Here is a 22,439-nt window from a genome sequence, read left to right on the forward strand (position 1 = left end):
CTAGTCGGCGAGCGCTGAGGGTGTGGCGCCTCGGGGTAGCGGTAGAGCCGCATGACATGCTGCAAAAAAAGATCGCGACCAGATGATATGGAGCAAATCATGATCTTCCGTCAGCTGTTCGATTCCGTTTCGAGCACCTATTCCTATTTGCTTGCCAGTCGCCAAGGCGGCGAGGCACTGATCATCGATCCGGTTCTGGACAAGGTCGACCGCTATCTCCGGCTCGTGCGTGAGCTCGACCTGAGGCTGGTCAAGGCGGTGGACACGCATCTCCATGCCGACCACATCACCGGCCTTGGCGCGCTGCGCGACAAGACGCAATGCATCACGGTGATGGGCGAGCAGACCAAGGCCGACGTGGTGTCGATGCGGCTTGCCGACGGCGACAGGCTGACCATCGAGGGGCTGGCGCTCGACGTCGTCTACACGCCCGGCCACACCGACGATTCCTACAGCTTCGCCCTGCCCGACCGGGTGTTCACTGGCGACACACTGCTGATCCGCGGCACCGGCCGCACCGACTTCCCGAATGGCGATGCGCGACACCAGTATGAATCGATCTTCGGCCGCCTGCTCAAGCTGCCGGACTCCACGCTGGTCTATCCGGCGCACGACTACAGGGGCGACACTGTCTCGACCATAGGCGAGGAGAAGGCCTTCAATCCGCGCCTGCAGGTGAGGTCGGTCGAGGTGTATGTCGAGATCATGAACAATCTGAAGCTCGCCAATCCGAAAATGATGGATGTCGCCGTGCCCGCCAATATGAAGGTCGGGCTGCACCAGGACGAGATCGCGCGGCGCGGCTGGGCGGCCAATGCCAACGAAGCGTTGGCGCTGGCCGGTAAGCCGGATGTCGCGCTGATTGACCTGCGCGAGCGCTCCGAGCGCGAACGCCAGGGCATTATTCCGGGGGCGCTGCATGTGCCTTACCCGAGGCTGCAAGAAAGCATCGCCCCCGGCGGCGTGTTGCACGAGCTCGTCCGTTCGACCGGCAAGCGGCTTGTGCTTTACTGCGCCTTCGGCGAGCGTTCGGCCATGGCGGTGCAGGCCGCCCAGGATGAGGGCCTCACATCAGCCTGCCACATCGAGGGCGGAATCGATGCCTGGAAGAGGGCGAATGGACCATTGGTAAGGTAGCTCCGCCCTCTCCCACGACAAGAAAGAAAGCGGGGCTCGTCAGAAATCCATGCCGCCGCCGCCCGGCATCGCCGGGGCGGGAATTTCCTTCTTCGGCTTCTCGGCCACCATCGCCTCAGTGGTGACGAGCAGGCCGGCTACGGAAGCGGCGTCCTGCAGCGCCGTGCGCACGACCTTGGCGGGGTCGATCACGCCTTGGCCGAAGAGATCGCCAAATTCGTTGGTCTGGGCGTTCCAGCCATAGCCGAACTCAGGTTTCTCGCGAACCCTGCCAACGATAATGGAGCCTTCCGCCCCGCTGTTTTCGGCGATCTGGCGAGCGGGAGCCTCGATGGCGCGCCGCACAATCTCGACACCGGTCCTCTGGTCGGGGTTGTCGAGAACGACATGGTCGAGCGCCCTTGCTGCCCTGAGTAGTGCAACACCGCCACCCGGCAAGACACCTTCCTCGACAGCCGCGCGAGTGGCGTGCAGCGCGTCGTCAACGCGGTCTTTACGCTCCTTGACCTCGACTTCGGTCGAGCCTCCGACGCGGATCACCGCGACGCCACCGGCGAGTTTGGCCAGGCGCTCCTGCAGCTTCTCGCGGTCATAGTCGGAAGTGGTCTCCTCGATCTGGGCCCTAATTTGAGCAACGCGGCCGTTGATTTCGTCCTTATGGCCGGCACCGTCGACAATGGTGGTGTTTTCCTTCTCTATCTCCACCTTGCGAGCGCGGCCGAGCATTTCCAGCGTCACATTCTCGAGCTTGACGCCGAGATCCTCGCTGATCGCCGTGCCGCCGGTCAGGACGGCGATATCCTCCAGCATCGCCTTGCGGCGGTCGCCGAAGCCGGGGGCCTTGACGGCGGCCACCTTCAGTCCGCCGCGCAGCTTGTTGACCACCAAGGTCGCGAGCGCCTCGCCCTCGACATCCTCTGCGATGATCAGCAGGGGCTTCGCCGACTGAACCACCGCCTCCAGCACCGGGAGCAGGGCTTGCAGATTGCCGAGCTTCTTCTCGTGGATCAGCACGTAGGGCTCTTCGAGCTCGACGCGCATCCTGTCCTGATTGGTGATGAAGTAGGGCGAGAGGTAGCCGCGGTCGAACTGCATGCCTTCGACAATTTCGAGCTCAGTCTCGGCAGTCTTGGCTTCCTCGACGGTGATAACGCCTTCGTTGCCGACCTTCTCCATTGCCTCCGCGAGGAAGCGGCCGATCTCGGCATCGCCATTGGCTGAAATGGTGCCGACCTGGGCGATCTCGTCGTTCTTTGTCACCTTGCGGGCGTTAGCCTTCAGATTGGCGACGATCGTTTCCACCGCCTTGTCGATGCCGCGCTTCAAATCCATCGGGTTCATGCCGGCCGCGACTGCCTTGGCGCCCTCGGTCACGATCGACTGCGCCAGCACCGTGGCGGTCGTGGTGCCGTCGCCGGCGATGTCGCTGGTCTTGGACGCGACCTCGCGCACCATCTGCGCCCCCATGTTTTCGAATTTGTCCTCGAGCTCGATCTCCTTGGCGACGGTGACGCCGTCCTTGGTGATACGCGGGGCGCCGAACGACTTGTCGATGACGACGTTGCGGCCCTTCGGGCCGAGCGTCACCTTCACCGCATTGGCGAGAATGTCGACGCCGCGCAGCATGCGCTCGCGGGCATCAGAATGAAATTTCACTTCCTTGGCAGCCATTCGTTCACTCCTGTGAATAGGCAGTTCTTGTTGAGTGTTTGTGTCACGCGGTTTCGGTCACGCGGCTTGCCTGGCCGAGGCCGAAACCTCGATCACACCCAGGATGTCGCTTTCCTTCATGATGAGCAGGTCCTCGCCGTCGAGCTTGATTTCGGTGCCGGACCACTTGCCGAACAGGATGCGGTCGTCGACCTTCACGTCGAGGGGGGTAAGCTTGCCGCTCTCGTCGCGAGCGCCCGGGCCGACGGCAATGACTTCGCCCTCCTGCGGCTTTTCCTTGGCGGTGTCGGGGATGATGATGCCGCCGGCCGTCTTTTCGTCGGCCTCGATGCGCCGAACGAGTACGCGGTCGTGCAATGGACGGAACTTCATATCGTTCTCCTTTAGGACAAACAGATTGCGAGAGCCTCCCCCGATCCGGGCTGTCAGGGCCAGAATGGGGTTCGCGCGACTTTTGCGGCATCGCGCGCATGCCGAACTGGTTTTGCTCCTTTCACGTTTCAAGAGGTGGACTGACTCGGGAGAATTTCCGAACGTCATGGCCCCTGTGATTTCCCAAAGGGACGCTTGTGATTTGTCGCGAAGCGCGAGACCAGGGTTCGGACCGGCCATGCTATGCACTGCGCAAAAGGGTGTTTGGCACGTATTGCGTCTGGCATAGTTGTCAGATGCACGTCACTTCAGGCAGGCTGTAGAACTTGCGGCAAGTACTTGACGAAGACGCATCCGCTTTCCCATTTAATGGAGGGGAGTGCCCTCTGGCGGCTGCACGGATACGTCTTGGCATCCCTGCGAGCATCAATACTTAGCACATCGTTGGTTTGTTTTATGTCCAATGCGAACGCCAACGTCGATGCCATAAGCAAAGCTGCTGTCGCTATGATGCTTGTCATTTGTCTTGCTCCATTCCTAAAGGCGAATGTTCATTTTCGTGCCTTTCGAATAAATCGAATCGAGCACGCATTATATTTTTTATAATGTCTTCATATTTTGTATAACGTCTTCACATGTTAACAGGCAGAGAGCAAACGTCATGCCAGATGCAGCGGTGGCTTAAATTTCAATCAGTTACCAATTCTCCGCGCCTTGTGGGTAAAGCGGCGTCGCTATTTTGTCGAATTCCTTGCAGGAATTTGAAGGAAAGCAGTCGATAGTTCTTTCATGTATTAGCTGTCGGGACGCTGAAGGATGCCTCGTTGCACGTTCGCGAGCCGGAAGTCACGGTTGGCGACGCGAGTGGCAACAGCCATGCGCAAGCATGGCATCCGACGTGGACTGATGTGGATCAAGACAAAGCCAACGGGCGATCCCGCCGCGCTCGAATAATCGGAACCAGAAACCTGATCCGGCCGACACCCCACCAGTCAGACCCGACAACGAGCCGGGGCCGCTGGTCGCGCCCAGCGGGCGTTTTCACAGTGGGGACGCCCGGACTTACGCGAGGGGTTTCCGCGCCGTGGCTCCGACCTTGGGAAACCTGGCGGCGTGGCATTCGCGGATCGGTCGAACAGGCGGACTTTGAAGGTCACGAGCTCCTCAGAAATTGAAGAGCTTTCATGCCGCAATCCTCTCACCGACAATTTGCGACAGGATGCTTTGGCATTGTGCTAGGCGCGACAAATGTCGGACATGCGACAATCGATTGGCATGCGTCTAAAGAGTTTTTTCTTTGGCACGCATGTTGCTTCGAGTGTCGCTAAACGCGTCTCGCGGAGAGTGTTCGCACCATGCTGTCTGCTGTGATCAGGCCGTACCGTAGGCCTCCCGATGCAGAACAAGCAAGCGGCCGCACTGCAAGCAATAGCCGGGCCAAGGGCTGTACAGGCACTTTGCCACGATGATCCTCTTGCCTTGGACCAACTCGGCAGTCGGTCCAACCCGGCCAATTTCTGGATGTCCGCGCGAACCCGAAAATCAACACAAAGGAGAATCTGCCGATGCGGCGAGTGCTTATAACCTATGTCGCGCTTTGCGATCTGTCGGCGGGCGCCGCCGCTGCCGACACCCCGGTGGTCGCCGACCCGGCGGTGCGAGCCGACGCAGTGGCCCCGGTCTTTTCATTCGAGGGCGGGCTACGCTACTGGTACAGTAGCGGCGAAGCATCGAAGGAACTTTACAACGCCGACGTCGCGGGGATGGTCTCGCGGCTCACATACAACGATCTCGGTGCCCTATCGGGCGAAGTCTTCCTCAACGCGACCCACAATCCGACTGGCATCTTCGTCAAGGGCTTCCTCAGTGCGGGCGGGATCCCCAAGGGTTCTCTTACCGACGAGGATTTCGTTAACCCCTCTTTGTCCATGAAATCCTATTCGAGCACGTTGTCCGATCAGCACAGCGGTCGCATCACGTATTTCACCGCCGACCTCGGATATAATTTCTGGGACACGCCGCGCTACCGCTTGGGTGCTTATGTCGGATACAATTTCTGGAACGAAAGCTACCACGCCATCCATTGCGCGCAGCAGGCGGCCAATCCGGGGATTTGCGTGCCAGCCATTACGAACAATATGGGCGTCATCAGCCAGGATAACGATTGGCATTCGCTGCGACTCGGCCTTGCCGGACAGACGCAACTCACCGAACGACTCAGCCTTTCGGGTGACGTCGCGGTGCTGTTCACGCAGCTTGACGGCAAGGATCAGCACCATCTGCGCCCAGAGATCAATCCGCAACCCGAAGATGGGAACGGGAATGGCGTCCAAATCGAGGCGATGTTGAACTACAAAGTCACGGATTTGTTCAACATCGGCGTCGGCGGCCGCTACTGGCGCGCGGCAGCTGCTGGCGCCGCTCATTTCGAGGAGACGCCGGGCGGTGGTAGCCCGCAGATCCTGCATTGGGAGATTGAACGCTATGGCGTGTTCGGGCAGGCGAGCATCAAGTTCAACTGAGAAAGCAGCGCCAGCGCCAAGTTGCCGTTGGACAATCGCAGGCCTGAGACAAGCTGCATGATCGGACTCGGCCACTACCACAACATGGCTGAGTCTCGCGAGCGGGTACGGCAGCCGTGAGGCTCGTGTGCAACGCACACGCCCTTTAAACCCCAATCACCGTAGCCGGACGAAGGATTATACCACGGGCGCCTAAGCAGAATGCCATGCTCTGCGAAGTCAAAGGTGGTCGACACGGTGGGGCGCCCGGTTTCGGGCGTTCGCAGTCGTACTGGTTGCCCTCGCACTTACGCCTCGTTAGGGGGAGCTCGGTCGAGAAAAGCATCGAATGCGACACCAACCGCGCGAATCGCGAAGCGATGCCGCCGCCGTACGCGAACAAGACCGTTTACTTTGTCCACTATTCCGCCTTTGGCCAAAATCGCCAAGCGTTCAGTTGAATCGAGAAAACGGAAATGACGCTTACGGCCTGGGCCATGCTGCAAGGATCACATGCCCAGTCTCGCTCATGACCATTATGTCAGCGTCGTGCGGCACCGGCCTGACGTACCGAGCGGTGCCGTCACATGATGTCTCAATATCGAGGCTCACAACAAACAAAAGATGTCGCCTTTGAACGAAACCTGTCGCGTATCGAACACACGAACCATGTCCAAAACCTGGCGTTTCGGGCGCGGCTTGATCTCAAGGCAAAATGAGAAGGGAGCGCGAACCAAGGTCCGCCGGCAAACTTGAGTGTCAAGCCACAGCTGCGTCGCCAGGTTGGCACGTCACTTGCGCATGCAACTGTGGAAGTCGTTGTGAGGATCTGCCCACAACTAGCGGACATCACTTTGGCGGTTGGCTCAAAAAGGGGGAATTCACAGTGCTGTATTGCAGCAATTCACATATTTATAAATGCCCCTATCTTTTGATAATATCATTTAGCTTCATCGCCTTTGTTCTTGAACCGTTGTCATGACGGGTTCGTCGCGCTGCGAAAGGCGCAGCGCATTGCGCCTCATTTTTAGATCGCGGGGATAAGCGAAGGGTCCGCTCTTCGACGTCCTTCCTCTTTTATATGTTTGAACGGAGATCAAATGAACTTCACGAGTCTTCTTCTCGGCTCAGCTGCGACCCTGATTGCCGTTTCCGATGCCCGCGCCGTCGACGCCGAGCCAGACGCGGGCGAATACGTCAAGATCTGCGACGTCTATGGCGCAGGCTTCTTCTATATCCCAGGCACCGAAACCTGCCTGCGCATCGGCGGCTATGTCCGCTATGACATCGCCTTGGGTGACGTCGGCTCGTTGGATGGGGCAAAGGCAACCGACCACGAGGGCGGCAGCACCAATGCAACCTGGAACAAGAACGCCCGCTTCACAGTGAAGACCTGGACGAACCGGGAAACCGAGTTGGGCACGTTGAAGACCTACACCGAAACCCGCATGAACTTTGGTAACCGCAACGATTATTCGGATCCGGGCAGTCCTCAAAACTATGCCGCCAATAGAGACCTCAGCCTGACTTTCGCGTGGATCCAGCTTGGCAACCTTCGAATTGGCAAGGACTGGTCGGCCTTCGACATGTTTATTGGCTATCCCGGCAATGTGCTCAATCCGATGCTCGTTCCCTACGGTGATTTCGAAACCAACGTCATCCAGTACTACTTTGACGCCGGTGATGGCTTTTCGGCGGTGGTCTCGCTTGAAGAAGGCGAAGGCGTGGCCGGCACCGTCGATAGCTACGTTCCGCACGTGGTCGGCGGCCTGAAATACACACAACAGTGGGGCGCGATCACCGGTGTTGCCGCTTATGATAGCAACTACGGATCGGTAGCCGGCAAAGTCCGCGTCGAGGTCAATGTCACCAACGAGCTGTCGCTATTCGGAATGTTAGGCTACGGCTCCAATGGCAAGCTCAACGATGATTCCACTAACGCAATCGACGCTCACGGCCGCGGCTTCTACAAAACTTGGGGCGGCCACTGGGCTTTCTGGGCTGGCGCCACTTACCAGTTCAACGAGACAACTGTGTTCAACCTTCAGGTCTCGGGTGATCAGCTCAAGAACTATGGTGTCGCCATGAACGTCGCCTATACGCTCATTCCAGATTTCACGATAACAGCCGAGGTCGACTATGACCACTGCGGCGACTTCGGCGTCGGCATGGTGAACCCTTCCAACGTGAACTGGACTAACGCCGACAAAAACGACAGCGTCGGCGGCATTCTGCGTTTCCAACGCTCGTTCTGATGGACGAAGAGTTGCATCCAGGTAATTGAGGGCGATGTCATTTCGCTGAAAGATGGCAAGCGTCGAGTGCCGATGGAATTCGAGCTATCCGGCGACAATCTCCTGCCGCTCATGAGTTGCGTCCATGTAGCGTACGCAAGGCAACTGCCCCGATTTACGCTCTAGTCATTTGCAAGTGCTGGGGTCAAATGAGCGGAATCGCCGCCCGCCCATCTTTCACAACGGAACGAATAGTGGCGAGTCTGCTACGGAGTAGCAGCTACGCACTAGCCATGAAGGCTTTCAGGATGGTGACGAAAGAGCCCACGTTGATGTTTGTGTTCTCCGCCATGTAATAGGCCATGTTGTCGAGCATGTCCTTATCGTACGGCCGGGGGGCTTCTTCGTAAACCTGGCAGCAGCGGAACGCCAAATCGAACGCCATGACGTAGTTCGAGTAGTTGTCCCACCAAACGACATAGTTGTCCCAGTGCTGAGCGTCGTCGTAGCTTACCCCGACGTTGTCGAAATTGCGAAGCCGCTCCGCTACCTCGCCCCATTCGATCGAAACGATCGGCGCGGCCTTGTAGAGAGCATGCAAAAGCGCGCCCGCTCTTTTGTAGTGGTCGGGGTTCTTTGAATTCAGAGCAACCCGGTACTGCTGGAGGCTGACCTGATAAGTGTCAAAGGCCAAATCGATCAACGCCGCATCCAGCGTGACAGACGCGCCGCTTGCCTTGTTGGCGGCCGGCCAACCGGATTCGTAATACTCTTTGACGAACGCCACGAAGAAACCGCGCTCGTCGAGCTCCTCGAACTTGGTGAATTGAACCATTACCCTGCGCCCTAGAGAATCAAGGGCACAAAAAAGCCCCCGTTTTGGAAACAGGGGCTTCTATCCGGCTTTTGTTCGCTCGGAAAGCCTATTTTTCGGCGAAAAAGGCCTTCATCACAACAGCTTCAGCGCTGAATGTGTCTTCGAAACGAAGAAGCGGCTGCTTAAGGCCGTTATTGGGGCACGCGCGGACGACCTTATCGCCCGAGCTTGCCGGGGTCTGATTGTCAGTTTTGGTCATAGGCACTCTCCCAAGTGTCGGTCATCGCGTTTAAACGTGTGGCAAGCGCATAGGTTTCAAAGCCCAGGTATTGCTGCAATGCAGCAAAATCAAGGGCGAGTCGATAAAAATGCACAAGCACGAGTCGCGCCACCAGTCAATACCTGATAGCTATTAAGGCCACATTAACAGACTCGGAGTGGGTTCGCCTAGAGGGAGAAGGGAAATTTCTTTGGGAGACCGGTTAATCCCCTCGATGGTGCGGCGCACAAATTCCGTAAAAATTTCACTTTTTGGGATATCGCTTGCGGCGCATCAAATCCCTTATCTCTTCGTTTCTCTTCGTTGGTGAGCTTGGGCGCCCGATCAATTTTGTTGACTGCCGCCTCAAAGGCTTCGTCAGATTGATCAGTTTTCAGGTCGCGTGCGGCTTCCTCGAACTTTTCTCTCTGAGATTTCTTTTCCATAAGTCTGTCTCTCGACCGCTCGCCGTGATCGACAACGAAAGTGCTGCAGCCGGTATAGGTATGGGTCTGCGGCATTCCCGCGTCAAGATTTGCGCCGCCGCTTACGCGTTTTGTACAGCGGCAACTCAAGCTGGACCGGCTTCCGATAATGCCTATGCCTATCGTCCAGCAGGAATTCGATAGGTAAGACGCTTGCCCTTCACGCCATTCAACGCGATGAAAGCGCGGGTGCCGTCATCGACGCCAAGCGCGACGCGGTTCGAATAGCGGAAATCAAATTCGGCAAGGTAGCGATGCAGGTGGTGTTCGCTGCAATGCTGATAGACGCCCTTCATGCCGCGCTTGAAGATCGAGATCGCGCAAATGCGGCGCCAGAACGGGCTCGATGGTACTCATCGCGGCCGTCGTTTCGCCCCGACAGAGACCTTCGGCACGCTGCCACCCGTGTTGAGACCGGCCAGTCGTCGCCCAAGAAGGCGGAAATCCCGAGCGAGACATTTCAGCAACGTTCTAGAATCCGTTTTCGGCAAAGTGTAACTTGCAGCATCAATTTTCAGGGAATAGGTTCATTTTTCATAGACCTCAGCCGGTTTGGACAGGAATTCGAGAGGAGAGCCCAAATTTCATGGCGGCGGCGCAGCAGAACCAATTTTCAGGGCCTGTTATCGTTTTTCAGGAAGTCCGCCTTCCCGAGACGGCGACTCCGGCCGGCTACAGCGCCCTGATCGGAGCCTATGGTCTCGCTGTGCCATTGCCGCGAACGTTATCTGCCACCGGCCAGCATCATCGCGTTATCGAACGGAATGGCTGGCGGATCATGACGCCCCGCCATGCTCCGCATCCAACCCTCGAAGGCCACCTGACCTTCGCGCTCAAGTACGAAGGGCTCGACCTAGCCGTCCTCAAGCGGCTCTTCCAAGTGACCGGTCCCGCGCCGATCGAGGTGCTGGTCCGTGAAAGCCCGAGCGGCAGTTATGCCCGCCGCATCTGGTTTTTATTTGAATGGCTGACGGGGGCGCGTCTCGATCTACCCGATGCTGATGCCGGACGTTATGTTCCGGTCGTCGATCCCGAGCTGCAGTGGTCCGGACCCGAGAAGACCGCCTCGCGCTACCGCATAAAGGACAATCTCCCCGGTACGCCTGAGTTCTGCCCTTTGGTGTTCCGCACCAAGACGCTCGAAAAATTCACCAGCCTTGAGCTGCCGCGACGCGCTGCGGCAATCGTAGCGGACGTGCCGCGCGACCTCCTTGCTCGGACCGCCGCCTTTCTTTTGCTCAAAGACTCCCGATCAAGCTACGCCATCGAGGGCGAGCGCCCGCCGGAAGATCGCATCCAACGCTGGGGCCGCGCTATCGCCGAAGCTGGCCAGCAACCGATCGATCGCGATGAGCTGCTTCGTCTGCAAAGAATTCTCCTCGGCGATGTCCGTTTCGTGAGACTTGGCTTTCGAAAGGAGGGAGGCTTCGTTGGTGCGCATGACAGGGAGACCCGCATGCCCCTACCCGATCACATCAGCGCTCGACCTGAGGACCTGCCAAGACTTATCGACGGGATGGGCGCTTTCGACCAAGGCCCCGCAAAAAATCTCGACCCGGTTGTGGCCGCCGCAATCCTCGCCTTCGGCTTTGTCTACGTCCATCCGTTCGAGGATGGAAACGGGCGCATTCACCGTTACCTAATCCAACAAGTCCTTGCCATGCGCGGCTTCAATCCGCCGGGGGTAGTGTTTCCCGTCTCGGCCGCGATCCTGGACCAGATCGACGAGTACAGGCGCGTGCTCGAGAGCTATTCGCAGCGCCTCCTGCCACTGGTCGAATGGGAACCGACGCCGCAATTCAACGTCCGGGTGCTGAATGACACCGGGGATTTCTACCGCTTCTTTGATGCAACCCCGCACGCCGAATTCCTCTATGCCTGCGTTCAGCGAACCATCGAACGGGATCTTCCCAACGAAACCGCGTTTCTGCAGCGCTACGATCAGTTCCGGCAACATGTGGATGCCTTTATCGACATGCCCGAGCGGCTGATCGATCTGCTCTTCCGTTTCCTCCACCAGAACGGCGGCCAGCTATCGAACCGCGCCCGCGAAAAGGAATTCGCCGCGCTGACGAATGACGAGGCAGAGCGGATCGAGGAGATCTACGCGCAAACCTTTGGTGCCGATTGAAGGCGTGATCATCGCAAGAATCGAACTTACAGTCCGGTGATTTGACAATCTTCTTATCCCTTCTCCGCTCTGTTCTCGGGCGCGCGATTTGTCGCCGCCATATGCGCGATCTTTTCCGACGAGTTTGATCAGCCGCCGATCAGCGCTGCGGCCTGAAGGCGCTTGACAAGACGGCGCTGGCCCGTTCAACCTAAGCCATTCACCAGGGGAGTCCCGGCAAGGGGCTGAGATACTGCTGGCTTTCGCGGCGCAGTGACCCGTTGAACCTGATCCAGTTCATACTGGCGTAGGGACGGTGCAAGCGCTTGCGGGAGTCTATGCCCGAGGTCCTGTTTCGGCAGGGCGACCAAAGCGTCTTTTCATCCTTCCGGCACAGAACTGGGTCTCCAATGCAGATGAGCAAAGGAGCCTCAAATGAATGCCTTGACCCCCACCGTGTCGACCGGGCCGCTGCCGGCGTCGCGCAAGATCCACAAATCCGGCGTCCTCCATTCACAGGTCAGGGTGCCCATGCGGGAGATCGCGGTCCACCCGACTGCCGGTGAGCCGCCGGTGACGGTCTACGATCCGTCAGGCCCCTATACCGACCCCGCGATTGAAACGGACATCGAAAAGGGTCTTGCCCGCCTTCGGCAGGACTGGATCGCCGCACGCGGCGATGTCGTGTCCTATGACGGCCGCCATGTCAGGCCGGAGGACAACGGATTTGCGACGGGAGAGCGCCTGACGCGGGAATTTTCCCTCCGCAACCCTCCGCTGAGGGCAAAGGCAGGCAAGGCGGTAACGCAGCTTGCCTATGCGCGCGCCGGGATCATCACGCCCGAGATGGAATTCGTGGCCATCCGCGAAAACCTTGGCCGCGAGATCGTGCGCGGCAGGCTGCAACAGGATGGCGAGGCGTTCGGCGCATCGATACCGGACTTCGTCACGCCGGAATTCGTACGCGACGAGGTGGCGCGCGGCCGCGCGATCATTCCCGCCAACATCAACCATCCCGAAAGCGAGCCGATGATCATCGGCCGCAATTTCCTGGTGAAGATCAACGCCAATATCGGCAATTCCGCCGTCACGTCCTCGATGGCCGAAGAGGTCGAAAAGATGGTCTGGGCGATCCGCTGGGGCGCCGACACGGTCATGGATCTGTCGACGGGCCGCAACATCCACAACATTCGCGAATGGATCGTGCGCAACGCGCCGGTGCCGATCGGCACGGTGCCGCTCTACCAGGCGCTGGAGAAGGTGGGCGGTGTCGCCGAGGATCTGAGTTGGGAAGTCTATCGCGACACGCTGATCGAGCAGGCCGAGCAGGGCGTCGACTATTTCACCATCCATGCCGGCGTGCGGCTGCACTATATACCGCTGACTGTCGACCGGGTGACCGGGATCGTCTCGCGCGGCGGCTCGATCATGGCCAAATGGTGCCTGCACCACCACCGCGAGAGCTTCCTCTACGAACACTTCGCCGAGATCTGCGACATTTGTCGGGCCTACGACGTGTCCTTCTCGCTCGGCGACGGGCTTCGTCCGGGCTCGATCGCCGACGCCAACGACGCCGCGCAGTTCGCCGAGCTGGAAACGCTAGGCGAGCTGACTCAGATCGCCTGGGCCAAGGACTGCCAGGTGATGATCGAGGGGCCCGGTCATGTGCCGATGCACAAGATCAAGCAGAACATGGACAAGCAGCTCGCCGTCTGCGGCGAGGCGCCGTTCTATACGCTGGGGCCGCTCACCACGGACATCGCGCCGGGCTACGATCACATCACCTCCGGCATAGGTGCTGCCATGATCGGCTGGTTCGGCACGGCAATGCTCTGCTACGTCACGCCGAAGGAGCATCTCGGCCTGCCCGACCGTAATGACGTCAAGACCGGCGTGATCACCTATAAGATCGCCGCACACGCCGCGGATCTCGCCAAGGGCCACCCTGCGGCGAAGGTCAGGGACGATGCTCTTTCCCGCGCGCGGTTCGAGTTCCGCTGGGAAGACCAGTTCAACCTGTCGCTCGACCCCGAAACGGCGCGCTCGTTCCACGACGAGACCTTGCCCAAGGAGGCGCACAAGCTGGCGCATTTCTGCTCGATGTGCGGGCCGAAATTCTGCTCCATGCGCATCTCCCACGACATTCGCGCGGAAGCGCAAAAGGAGGGGATGGCGGCGATGGCTGAGAAATACCGCGCAGGCGGCGATCTCTATATGCCGGTCGAAACGCCGGAAGAACAGGCTTCGGCGCTTGATGATCAGGAGTCGCGCTGAGTCATGCGCCGTGTCCTTGTCAAAGGCGCCGGTGTGGCGGGCCTCACCGTCGCCCATGAATTGGCTGCGCGGGGTGCGTCGGTCACGGTCGCCGAAATTCGCAGCCAGATAGGCGGCAATGCTTCCTGGCTCGCCGGCGGCATGCTCGCCCCCTGGTGCGAACGCGAAAGCGCCGAGGAGGCGGTTGTCACGCTCGGCAAGGTTTCGGCCGACTGGTGGGAAAGAACACTGCCCGGGCTCGTGACGAGGGCCGGCACTCTCGTCGTCGCCCAGGCGCGCGACGCCTCCGAGCTCGCGCGTTTTGCGGCTCTTACGCGCAATTGCGAGTCCGTCGACGAGGAGGCGATTGCCGCCCTCGAACCCGACCTTGCCGGCCGCTTTCGGCAGGGCCTGTTCTTTGCCGGCGAAGCCCACCTCGATCCCCGCCGGGCGCTCGAGGCCCTCGCCGGCGAACTGCGAGCGATGGGCGTCGTTTTCCTTTTCGAGGCGGGCGAGATCGCTCCTTCCGGCTTCGATCAGGTGATCGACTGTACGGGCATCGCGCGGGCCGACGACGATCTGCGCGGCGTGCGCGGCGAAATGCTGCTCCTGCATACGCGTGAGGTCTCGCTTGCCCGGCCGGTGCGTCTCCTCCATCCCCGCCATCCGATCTATGTCGTGCCGCGGGCCGATCATCACTTCATGGTCGGGTCGACCATGATCGAAAGCGACCATGACGGACCGATCACCGCCCGTTCGCTGATGGAGCTCCTCAATGCGGCCTATGCACTCCATCCGGCGTTCGGCGAGGCCGAAATCGTCGAGACAGGAGTGGGCGTGCGCCCTGCCTATCCCGACAATCTGCCGCTGGTGAAGTGTTGGAAGGACGGCACGATCACGGTCAATGGCCTCTATCGGCACGGTTTCCTGCTTTCACCGGCCATGGCCGAGCAGGCTGCCGGCCTTCTCTTCAATTCATCTGCCGGCAATTCATCTGCCGGCCTGGAGTCTGAAAATGAAGCTGATCGTCAATGGCGAAGCGCGTGAGGTCGAGGCGACGACGCTCGACGCCCTTTTGAAGGAGCTCGACTATGAGGGCGGCTGGCTCGCCACCGCGCTGAACGGCGATGTCGTGCCCGCGGCCAGCCGGGCGGAATTTCGATTGGCCGACGGCGACCGGATCGAAATCCTTTCGCCCATGCAGGGAGGCTAGCCATGTTCGATCTTCTCGGAACGAAGCTTGCCTCCCGGCTGCTCCTCGGCACCGCGCAATATCCATCGCCGGCCATACTGGCCGAAGCGGTCAAGGCGTCGGGCACCTCGGTGGTGACGGTCTCGCTGCGCCGTGAAATGGCTGGCGGCAGGGGCGGCCAACAATTCTGGTCGTTGATCCGCGCGCTCGGCGTGAGGGTGCTGCCCAATACCGCCGGCTGCCATTCGGTCAAGGAAGCCGTCACGACCGCAAAGATGGCGCGCGAGGTCTTCGACACGTCCTGGATCAAGCTCGAAGTGATCGGCAACCACGATACGCTGCAGCCCGACGTGTTCGGTCTGGTCGAGGCCGCCCGCATCCTTTGCGAGGACGGCTTCAGCGTGTTCCCCTACACCACCGACGACCTTGTCGTCGCCGAGCGGCTGCTGGAGGCAGGTTGCAAGGTCCTGATGCCCTGGTGCGCGCCGATCGGCTCGGCGCTCGGGCCGGTCAACATCATGGCGCTGCGCTCGATGCGCGGGCATTTCCCCGACGTTCCGTTGATCGTCGATGCGGGTCTCGGACGACCGTCGCATGCGGCAACCGTGATGGAGCTCGGCTTCGATGCCGTGCTCCTCAACACGGCGGTCGCCAAGGCCGTCGATCCGGTCGGAATGGCGCGCGCTTTCAGCAAGGCGGTCGATGCCGGCCGCGAGGCGTATGGTTCGGGCCTGCTCGAGCCGCGCGACGTCGCCGTGCCGTCGACGCCGACGATCGGGAGGGCGGTTTTCTCATGAAGCTCGATCCCTTCTATCTGATCGTGGACAGCGCCGCCTGGATCGAGCGACTGGTGCCGCTCGGCGTCAGGCTGGTGCAGCTCCGCATCAAGGACATGGACGAGTGCAGGTTGCGCGCAGAAATCCGCGGGGCAAAGGCGTTGTGCGAACGATACGATTGCCAGCTCATCGTCAACGACCATTGGCGGTTGGCGATCGAGGAGGGCTGCGACTTCGTCCATCTCGGGCAAGAGGACCTGCAGACCGCCAACCTGCCTCAGATACGGGCAGCCGGCATAAGGCTCGGACTGAGCACCCATGACCATAGTGAATTGCAGATGGCCATGGCAGCTAGGCCCGACTACGTTGCGCTGGGCCCCGTCTATCCGACCATCCTGAAGAAGATGAAATGGGCGCCGCAGGGGCTCGAAAGGGTTCGCGCCTGGAAGGACGCCGTCGCACCCATTCCGCTGGTCGCCATCGGCGGTCTCAATCCCGAGCGGCTTGACGGTGTTTTCGAGGCCGGAGCCGACAGCGCGGCGGTGGTGACGGACATAACGCTGAATCCGGATCCCGAAGCGCGCACCGGGGAATGGATCGAAAAGACGGAGGGATGGCGCTGAGTCAAAACCTGAATGTGCTTGTCGTTGGCGGATCGGACTCCAGTGGGGGTGCCGGAATTGCGCGCGATATCGAGACGATCTCTTCAATCGGTCTGCGCACTTGCGTTGCTGTCACCGCGGTAACGGTGCAGACGCACCACGCCGTCGGGGATATCCGTCACATGCAACCCGGCCTGGTGGCCGATCAAATGCGGGCAGCATTGCAGGCCAACGCGGTGGCGGCCATCAAGATCGGGATGCTCCCAACTGCGCAGATCATCGCTGCCGTCGCCGCCGTGCTGCGCGAAAATCCGCGGATACCGGCAATCCTCGATCCGGTGCTGGCTTCCTCGTCGGGCAGGCAACTGCTGGAACCGGGTGCGATCGACGTCATGAAGCGTGATCTCATGCCGCTTTGCCGCCTGGTCACGCCCAACCTCATTGAACTGGCGGTGCTGACCGGTTCGGAATTGGCCGCGGGCGACGATGATGCGTTGCGGCAGGAAAGGCGATTACTTGCGGAAGGGCCGCAGGCGCTGCTCGTCAAGGGCGGCCACGCGGAAGGGCCGAGGTCCACAGATATCCTGTTGAGCCGCGGCCGGGAACCCATCCGCTTCGACATGCCCAGGCTTGCCGGATCGATGCGCGGCACTGGCTGTATCCTGGCCAGCGCGATAGCGGCGTATCTGGCGACCGGGGATTCGATCGAGAAAGCCGTGCTCCAGGCCAAGCTTCTTGTCTTCGAAAAGATCTCGAAGAACCCCATGTGGGGATCTGGCTCGCGATAGTCTTCGCCTCGAAGGATCATGTTCGCCGGCCGGTGCCTCATGACGAAAGCATCTGGATCCTGACCGCTTTTGTGGCTCTGGTCCGTGGATTGGTGATTTCGGTTCAGCCGACAATAAGCGGCGGGAGCTCGGTGTGTAGTCCCCGAGGACGGTGCATCGTCAAACCTCAGTCGTCAGGATGAGGATGCCCTATGGCAAGTGTTCTTCACGGCAGCGCCCGTACACGCGCCTTCGAGCCGAGCGCAATCGCTGTCCTCAACGATTCAGAAGTGGCGTCGATTCTTGAGGCTCGCAGAATATGAGCAAGGTGGACGGGCGCATATTTGAGCTGCTTTGCTGGCACCGAGTGTGCGGGCCCTCCTGATCAAAGATGGCCACACTCAAGGACTTTCAATCGAGCCATATCCTGTATGAGGCCGCCTACCGTTTTCTCGTCGGCCTCAATGCCGCTGACCAGGATACAGTCAGACGGAACTTCATGTCGTTGCCTTCCGCACGCGCGCCAACAGCGGCCCGCTCGGAACTGCCACCCTTCCTCAGCATCGCGCGCCCATGCCGACTTAGTTTTGCTCATTTCCTGTATCAAGAGGTGGACTCATTGATCAATCCCGATGACGCGACCAGCCCGAAGTCGGCAAACTTCAGTCTTCGAAGGATCTTAGGGTCAGTTCGCATCTGTGCGACTGCGCAGACCTGCAGAGAGAGGAAATTGGACGAGCATAACCCGGAGGAAGAACCGATCGAGACCGTCTTCCGCAACGGCACGATCACCGTCGTCGGCATATTGCTGGCGTTTTCGCTGGGTTTCGTCACACATTGGGCGGCGAACCCAGTGCCGTGGCGATTTTACGACCTGTTCGCAGTGGTCCCAATCCTGGTCGGCATAGCCTCGCAGATGCGGGCGCTGTCGCTGTTGCTCGACATCAGTTCGCTGCGACGCCACGTCTACGAACGCGCCAACCGCATTTTCATGGCCGGCCTCATCCTGACCGCCTGCGGCGTTGGGTCGGCAATTCTGCTTGACGTCTTCGAAGTGGCGTCGACGGTCACGCTGCCAGGAGCGTAACCAAGGCGCCACCGTCAAGCGCTTTCACGCCCTGTGAGTTCATCTCAGCGCTGTTGCGACTGCTGGCCTTGATCTTGTCGAGCACGTCTTCAAAGTCCAAAAGCCGCAGGCCCCGTACCACGATCGGTGCGCTTCGACGCAAGGATGTTTTTGGCATTCTTCCATCTCTACCATGTTGCCCCATTGGTTTGAAACTATGCGGCTCGGCCCATCTTGGCCGGCATCTCGGCGAGCAGACATTGCAACAGTTTCTTCAAAGAAATTCATAGACTCTTAGCAACCCGAAATCGCTGAGAATGGTAGGCTTATCTCGACGTATCAGGTCATCAAAACCGCGGTCCTTCCTATTCTGCGACCGCCGAACCGCACGAAATCTATAACTAAAGGCAAAAAGCAAGAAGAGCTCCCGTCATGGTTGCTCCCACTCAATCACTGTCGGTTCGAAACAATTACATGCGTGGAAATAATTACGTATCTACGCGACTGATCAGAGTGTCCAGTCGGTGATATAGCAACGAGATAATTGGGTCGAAAGCTGCAACATCTGCGGAGAACGCCAAATGACAAACTCAGTGCAAATATCGTCCCTTCTTTTCACGTGGTTTGATGCTGAACAATGATGACACTGGTCAGTCGCCTACGGGCGGCAGCACATTTTGATCGCCTTCGAATCCTGGGCCTTTGCGCGCATGCGGACTTAACAGTCTGCGAGCTGGCAGACATTTTGGATCTGCGTCGCGATCGCGTTGTGCGACATGTCCGGCTACTCGCCAGAGCCGACTTTCTTTGCTGCGACGAACAGCGCCCGTGGCGCTCCTATCATCTCAAACCAGGAGACAAGCACGGTGGTCTGGTCCAATTGCTAGTCGATCTCCTGCCCCACTGCGATGGCCATCATGAACGAGACTTACAACGACTCGAAGCGATACGAGACGAGCAGCCGAAGGGGACAGCCTGCTTGATCGTGAAATAGATTGGAGCGCGAGCCCATGATGGACAACTCTGCCGAGCGCGCCATCGCGCAGCCCGACACTTACGGACGCTCTTCCTTAGCCTCGGTTGATAGCTGCGTTCACGAACTGCTCCTGAGACAAGAGCGACAGGAGCGCACGACGCTCAAACTCATCGCTTCTGAAAACTTTGCCTCCTCGGCAGTGCTCGAAGCGACCGGGTCGATTTTCACAAACAAGTACGCCGAGGGGTACCCAGGTGCGCGCTACTATGCGGGAAACGAGATTGTCGATGAGCTTGAGAACCTCGCCATCGAGCGCTTGAAGAAGCTATTTGGAAGCGAACACGCCAACGTCCAGCCCTATTCCGGCTCGCCGGCCAATCAGGCTGTCTATCGCGCGCTTTTGAAGCCCGGCGACAAAGTCATGGGCTTGCCCATTCCGGAAGGGGGTCATCTGACCCATGGCTGGGCTATCAACTTTTCTGGAACCGACTACCGGCGAGTCCCCTATGGGCTACACGAAAAGACCCAGCAAATTGACTATCACCTCTTGCGCGAGACAGCTAAGCGCGAACGGCCGCGGCTCATTTGGATCGGCGGGACTGCTTATCCGCGTGTCTTTGACTACGCGGCAATGGCAGAAATTGCTCGGGAGGCGAACGCCTATCTCGTGGCCGACATTGCGCATATCAGCAGCCTGATTGTGGCAGGGGCGCATCCGAATCCCGTGCGCCATTGCGACGTCGTCAGCAGCACTTCTCATAAGTCGATCCGCGGCCCCCGCGGTGGCTTCATTTTGTCGAGGAACGAGGATCGTTATCAGGCGCTCTATCATCCGAAGAGCAAATACAATCTCTCCAGGCGGATTGATCGCGCGGTCTTCCCTCACCTGCAGGGCGGGCCACATATGAATGTTATCGCTGCGCTAGCAGTCGCCTTACAGGAAGCGGCGACCCCGGCATTCCGTACCTACGGCCAACAGACCGTCAAGAATGCCAAGGCTCTTGCCCAGGCGCTGCTTGAGCGAGGTTATGACCTGGTTACCGGGGGGACCGACAATCACATGCTCATCCTTGACCTGCGCGATCGATCACTGTCGGGCAAGGCTTATGCCGAGCGATTATCAAAGGCGGGCATCATTACGAACTTTAACATGGTGCCGGGCGATCCGCGCGATCCAGCGGTTACAAGCGGAATTCGCTTGGGGTCGCCAGCAGTGACGTCAATGGGCATGCGCGAGGGGGAAATGGTGCAAATCGCTGCCTTTATTGACCTGGTCTGTCGCCAGCCCAACGATCCGGATGTTCATGCCTGCGTGCGAAAAGACGTTGCCGATTTATGCGCTGCGTTCGAGGTCCCGGGCATCACCGACAGGTAAGGCGGGCTAAGAAAAATGCCCCATGCAAACTCCAACACCCGAAGCGAGGCATTTCATGGCTAGGCAGTTCGTTTTCTCTTCCGAATCGGTTGGCGCGGGACACCCGGACAAGCTCGCCGACAACATCTCGGACGCAGTCCTCGACGCGGTCTTGCGCTTCGATCCGAAGGCGCGCGTCGCTTGTGAAGCCCTGGTGAAGACATGTGAAGCCTTGGTGAAGACAGGAACCGTCGTTCTGGCTGGCGAGATTACCAGCGATGTGACGGTCGACTACGGCCAAGTGGCCCGCGATACGATTGTTGATATTGGATACGACGATGAGGCGGTTGGCTTTGACGGCCGGCGTTGCTCCGTCATTCATGCCCTCACCGAGCAGTCACCCGACATCAGCCAAGGGGTTGACGAAGGTCGGGGACAAGATCTCGAACAGGGAGCAGGAGATCAAGGCCTCATGTTCGGCTACGCATGCCGCGAGACCGATACTTTGATGCCGTTGCCGATCCAGCTCGCCCACGGTTTGACGAAAAGGCAGGCAGATGTCCGCAAGGCCGGACAGCTAAGCTGGTTGCGTCCTGACGTGAAATCTCAAGTCTCCGTGCGTTATGAGGGCTTGCGCCCCGTTGCCCTGGATACCATCGTCGTGTCGACGCAACACAATGAGCAGGTCTCGCAAGAGACAGTTCGCGAGGGGGTCATTGAGGAAATAATAAAGCCGGTCCTGCCGACCGACCTGGAAACGAAAGACATCAGAATTCTGGTCAACCCAACAGGGCGGTTCGTGGTCGGGGGGCCCCGCGGCGACTGCGGCCTCACTGGACGCAAGATCATCGTCGATTCCTATGGTGGAATGGGGCGTCATGGCGGTGGCGCCTTTTCAGGCAAGGACCCATCCAAGGTTGACCGCTCGGCTGCCTATGCCGCGCGATATGTCGCTAAGAATATAGTGGCTAGCGGACTCGCGGACGTCTGCGAGGTGCAGCTTGCTTACGCGATCGGCGTGGCCAGTCCGGTTTCTGTCATGGTCAATACTTTCGGGACAGCAAGGGTCGAGGAAAGAAGGATCGAGCAGCTCATTCCTGAGTTGTTCGATCTCAAACCGAAGGGCATTATCAAGATGCTTGATCTGTTACGCCCGATTTACCGCAAGACTGCGACCTATGGTCATTTCGGTCGCGAAGAGCCCGAGTTCACCTGGGAGAGGACTGACAGAGCCGACGATTTGCGGCGCGAGGCCGGGCTCGCCGCACCTTGAAATCCGGTCCCAAAAGGACGCGCAACACCCGTCTATGACCAGACTTTGCCGGTCGGCATGGAAGGAAGCCGGGGTCCGCTGGCGAACAGGAAAGCCATTGATGGTGAAATGTGACCTGCTTTAACTCGGCGATGCCATTGTCGAAATCATCGCGCACGACGCGGACTTCCCCGAAAAGCCTGCATTGGCAAGTCGCGATGACCCTCGGTCGACACTCTGCGCGCCGAGCTGCTGATTTGTGAGCGTCACAATGCAGCCCGCATCTGACCTGCCTCTGTCGACCAACTACCCAGCGGTGCGGGGCTCGTGACGCTTACGCTGATTTTTGCAACGCTCTTTTGCCGTAGCACCGCCGCAACACTGACGCATAGTCTGTCGCCTCGGGCAAGCAAACTCGCCCAAGGGCTTTTCCGACCATTTAGGAAACGGATACGTCTCATCCAAACAATCGATTTTACCAATCCAGAAGAACTCCGCATAGTCCGCTCCCGCGATGCCCCGCGTACCGACGGAATAATCACGGCTGAATGCGCACGAAAAGCAAATTGCATGACCGTTACGTGCAATTGGTACTTTCTGCGCGGATACAAATTC

20 protein-coding genes, 1 pseudogene and 1 riboswitch are annotated in these 22,439 nt (G+C 59.3%); of the genes and pseudogenes, 13 read left to right on the plus strand and 8 right to left on the minus strand.

Going from position 1 to position 22,439, the window contains the following annotated elements:
- Positions 1–99 precede the first annotated feature (99 nt).
- Positions 100–1,137: an MBL fold metallo-hydrolase gene (locus tag RFN30_RS26670; RefSeq protein WP_320265046.1), complete on the plus strand. Its 1,038-nt coding sequence runs from the start codon at positions 100–102 to the stop codon at positions 1,135–1,137.
- A 39-nt stretch (positions 1,138–1,176) separates the two neighbouring features.
- Here RFN30_RS26670 and groL read toward each other — a convergent pair whose 3' ends face one another.
- Together groL and groES are read right to left on the minus strand one after the other, a co-directional pair.
- Positions 1,177–2,808: a chaperonin GroEL gene (groL, locus tag RFN30_RS26675; protein ID WP_320235932.1), complete on the minus strand. Its 1,632-nt coding sequence runs from the start codon at positions 2,806–2,808 to the stop codon at positions 1,177–1,179.
- Between the two features lie 57 nt (positions 2,809–2,865).
- The gene (gene groES, locus RFN30_RS26680; protein WP_128372672.1) at positions 2,866–3,180 is read right to left on the minus strand and encodes a co-chaperone GroES; all 315 of its coding nucleotides are present in this window, start codon (positions 3,178–3,180) and stop codon (positions 2,866–2,868) included.
- 1,565 nt (positions 3,181–4,745) lie between these two features.
- On the opposite strand from groES, the gene RFN30_RS26685 reads away from it, so the two are divergent.
- Positions 4,746–5,702, plus strand: a complete 957-nt coding sequence (locus tag RFN30_RS26685; protein WP_320265047.1) for an omptin family outer membrane protease — start codon at positions 4,746–4,748, stop codon at positions 5,700–5,702.
- A 1,079-nt stretch (positions 5,703–6,781) separates the two neighbouring features.
- Positions 6,782–7,936 (plus strand): porin, encoded by a 1,155-nt coding sequence (locus RFN30_RS26695; protein ID WP_320265048.1) that lies wholly within the window; start codon positions 6,782–6,784, stop codon positions 7,934–7,936.
- Between the two features lie 259 nt (positions 7,937–8,195).
- Here the strand turns inward: RFN30_RS26695 and RFN30_RS26700 are convergent, their stop codons facing one another.
- From RFN30_RS26700 to RFN30_RS26720, 5 genes and pseudogenes are all read right to left on the minus strand, one after another.
- Positions 8,196–8,750, minus strand: a complete 555-nt coding sequence (locus RFN30_RS26700) for a hypothetical protein (protein ID WP_320265049.1) — start codon at positions 8,748–8,750, stop codon at positions 8,196–8,198.
- 88 nt (positions 8,751–8,838) lie between these two features.
- Positions 8,839–8,991, minus strand: a complete 153-nt coding sequence (locus tag RFN30_RS26705; RefSeq protein ID WP_320265050.1) for a hypothetical protein — start codon at positions 8,989–8,991, stop codon at positions 8,839–8,841.
- Complete coding sequence (locus tag RFN30_RS26710) at positions 8,978–9,124, minus strand: hypothetical protein (protein ID WP_320265051.1); 147 nt, start codon at positions 9,122–9,124, stop codon at positions 8,978–8,980. The genes RFN30_RS26705 and RFN30_RS26710 overlap by 14 nt, the downstream gene beginning before the upstream one ends.
- A gap of 55 nt (positions 9,125–9,179) precedes the next feature.
- A complete protein-coding gene (locus tag RFN30_RS26715; protein ID WP_320265052.1) occupies positions 9,180–9,512 on the minus strand; it encodes a hypothetical protein in 333 nt (110 codons plus the stop codon).
- Between the two features lie 83 nt (positions 9,513–9,595).
- Positions 9,596–9,790, minus strand: a pseudogene (locus RFN30_RS26720) (transposase); the annotation flags it as partial.
- A gap of 272 nt (positions 9,791–10,062) precedes the next feature.
- On the opposite strand from RFN30_RS26720, the gene RFN30_RS26725 reads away from it, so the two are divergent.
- From RFN30_RS26725 to RFN30_RS32455, 8 genes are all read left to right on the plus strand, one after another.
- On the plus strand, positions 10,063–11,607 hold the full coding sequence (locus RFN30_RS26725; protein ID WP_320265053.1) for a Fic family protein: 1,545 nt from the start codon (positions 10,063–10,065) through the stop codon (positions 11,605–11,607).
- Between the two features lie 194 nt (positions 11,608–11,801).
- A riboswitch (TPP riboswitch) is annotated at positions 11,802–11,918 on the plus strand.
- Positions 11,919–12,021: 103 nt separating this feature from the next.
- The gene (gene thiC, locus RFN30_RS26730) at positions 12,022–13,860 is read left to right on the plus strand and encodes a phosphomethylpyrimidine synthase ThiC (RefSeq protein ID WP_320265054.1); all 1,839 of its coding nucleotides are present in this window, start codon (positions 12,022–12,024) and stop codon (positions 13,858–13,860) included.
- Between the two features lie 3 nt (positions 13,861–13,863).
- Positions 13,864–14,886 carry a glycine oxidase ThiO gene (gene thiO, locus RFN30_RS26735; protein ID WP_320265055.1) on the plus strand — a complete coding sequence of 341 codons (1,023 nt, stop codon included), beginning with the start codon at positions 13,864–13,866 and terminating at the stop codon, positions 14,884–14,886.
- Positions 14,855–15,052, plus strand: a complete 198-nt coding sequence (gene thiS, locus RFN30_RS26740) for a sulfur carrier protein ThiS (RefSeq protein WP_320217834.1) — start codon at positions 14,855–14,857, stop codon at positions 15,050–15,052. The genes thiO and thiS overlap by 32 nt, the downstream gene beginning before the upstream one ends.
- A gap of 2 nt (positions 15,053–15,054) precedes the next feature.
- Positions 15,055–15,828, plus strand: a complete 774-nt coding sequence (locus RFN30_RS26745) for a thiazole synthase (RefSeq protein WP_320217833.1) — start codon at positions 15,055–15,057, stop codon at positions 15,826–15,828.
- A complete protein-coding gene (locus RFN30_RS26750) occupies positions 15,825–16,430 on the plus strand; it encodes a thiamine phosphate synthase (RefSeq protein WP_320265056.1) in 606 nt (201 codons plus the stop codon). Before RFN30_RS26745 ends, RFN30_RS26750 begins: the two co-directional genes overlap by 4 nt.
- Positions 16,421–17,197 (plus strand): hydroxymethylpyrimidine/phosphomethylpyrimidine kinase, encoded by a 777-nt coding sequence (locus RFN30_RS26755; protein WP_320265057.1) that lies wholly within the window; start codon positions 16,421–16,423, stop codon positions 17,195–17,197. The genes RFN30_RS26750 and RFN30_RS26755 overlap by 10 nt, the downstream gene beginning before the upstream one ends.
- 370 nt (positions 17,198–17,567) lie before the next feature.
- Positions 17,568–18,263 (plus strand): hypothetical protein, encoded by a 696-nt coding sequence (locus tag RFN30_RS32455; protein WP_430699086.1) that lies wholly within the window; start codon positions 17,568–17,570, stop codon positions 18,261–18,263.
- On the opposite strand, the gene RFN30_RS26765 is transcribed toward RFN30_RS32455, so the two are convergent.
- The gene (locus tag RFN30_RS26765) at positions 18,244–18,420 is read right to left on the minus strand and encodes a hypothetical protein (protein WP_320265058.1); all 177 of its coding nucleotides are present in this window, start codon (positions 18,418–18,420) and stop codon (positions 18,244–18,246) included. The genes RFN30_RS32455 and RFN30_RS26765 overlap by 20 nt on opposite strands.
- A gap of 835 nt (positions 18,421–19,255) precedes the next feature.
- Between RFN30_RS26765 and glyA the strand changes: the two genes are divergently transcribed.
- Positions 19,256–20,593 carry a serine hydroxymethyltransferase gene (gene glyA, locus RFN30_RS26770; protein ID WP_320265071.1) on the plus strand — a complete coding sequence of 446 codons (1,338 nt, stop codon included), beginning with the start codon at positions 19,256–19,258 and terminating at the stop codon, positions 20,591–20,593.
- 55 nt (positions 20,594–20,648) lie between these two features.
- A complete protein-coding gene (gene metK / locus RFN30_RS26775) occupies positions 20,649–21,845 on the plus strand; it encodes a methionine adenosyltransferase (RefSeq protein WP_320265059.1) in 1,197 nt (398 codons plus the stop codon).
- Positions 21,846–22,439 lie beyond the last annotated feature (594 nt).

Source organism: Mesorhizobium dulcispinae, from assembly GCF_033977345.1.
GTDB lineage: Bacteria > Pseudomonadota > Alphaproteobacteria > Rhizobiales > Rhizobiaceae > Mesorhizobium > Mesorhizobium dulcispinae.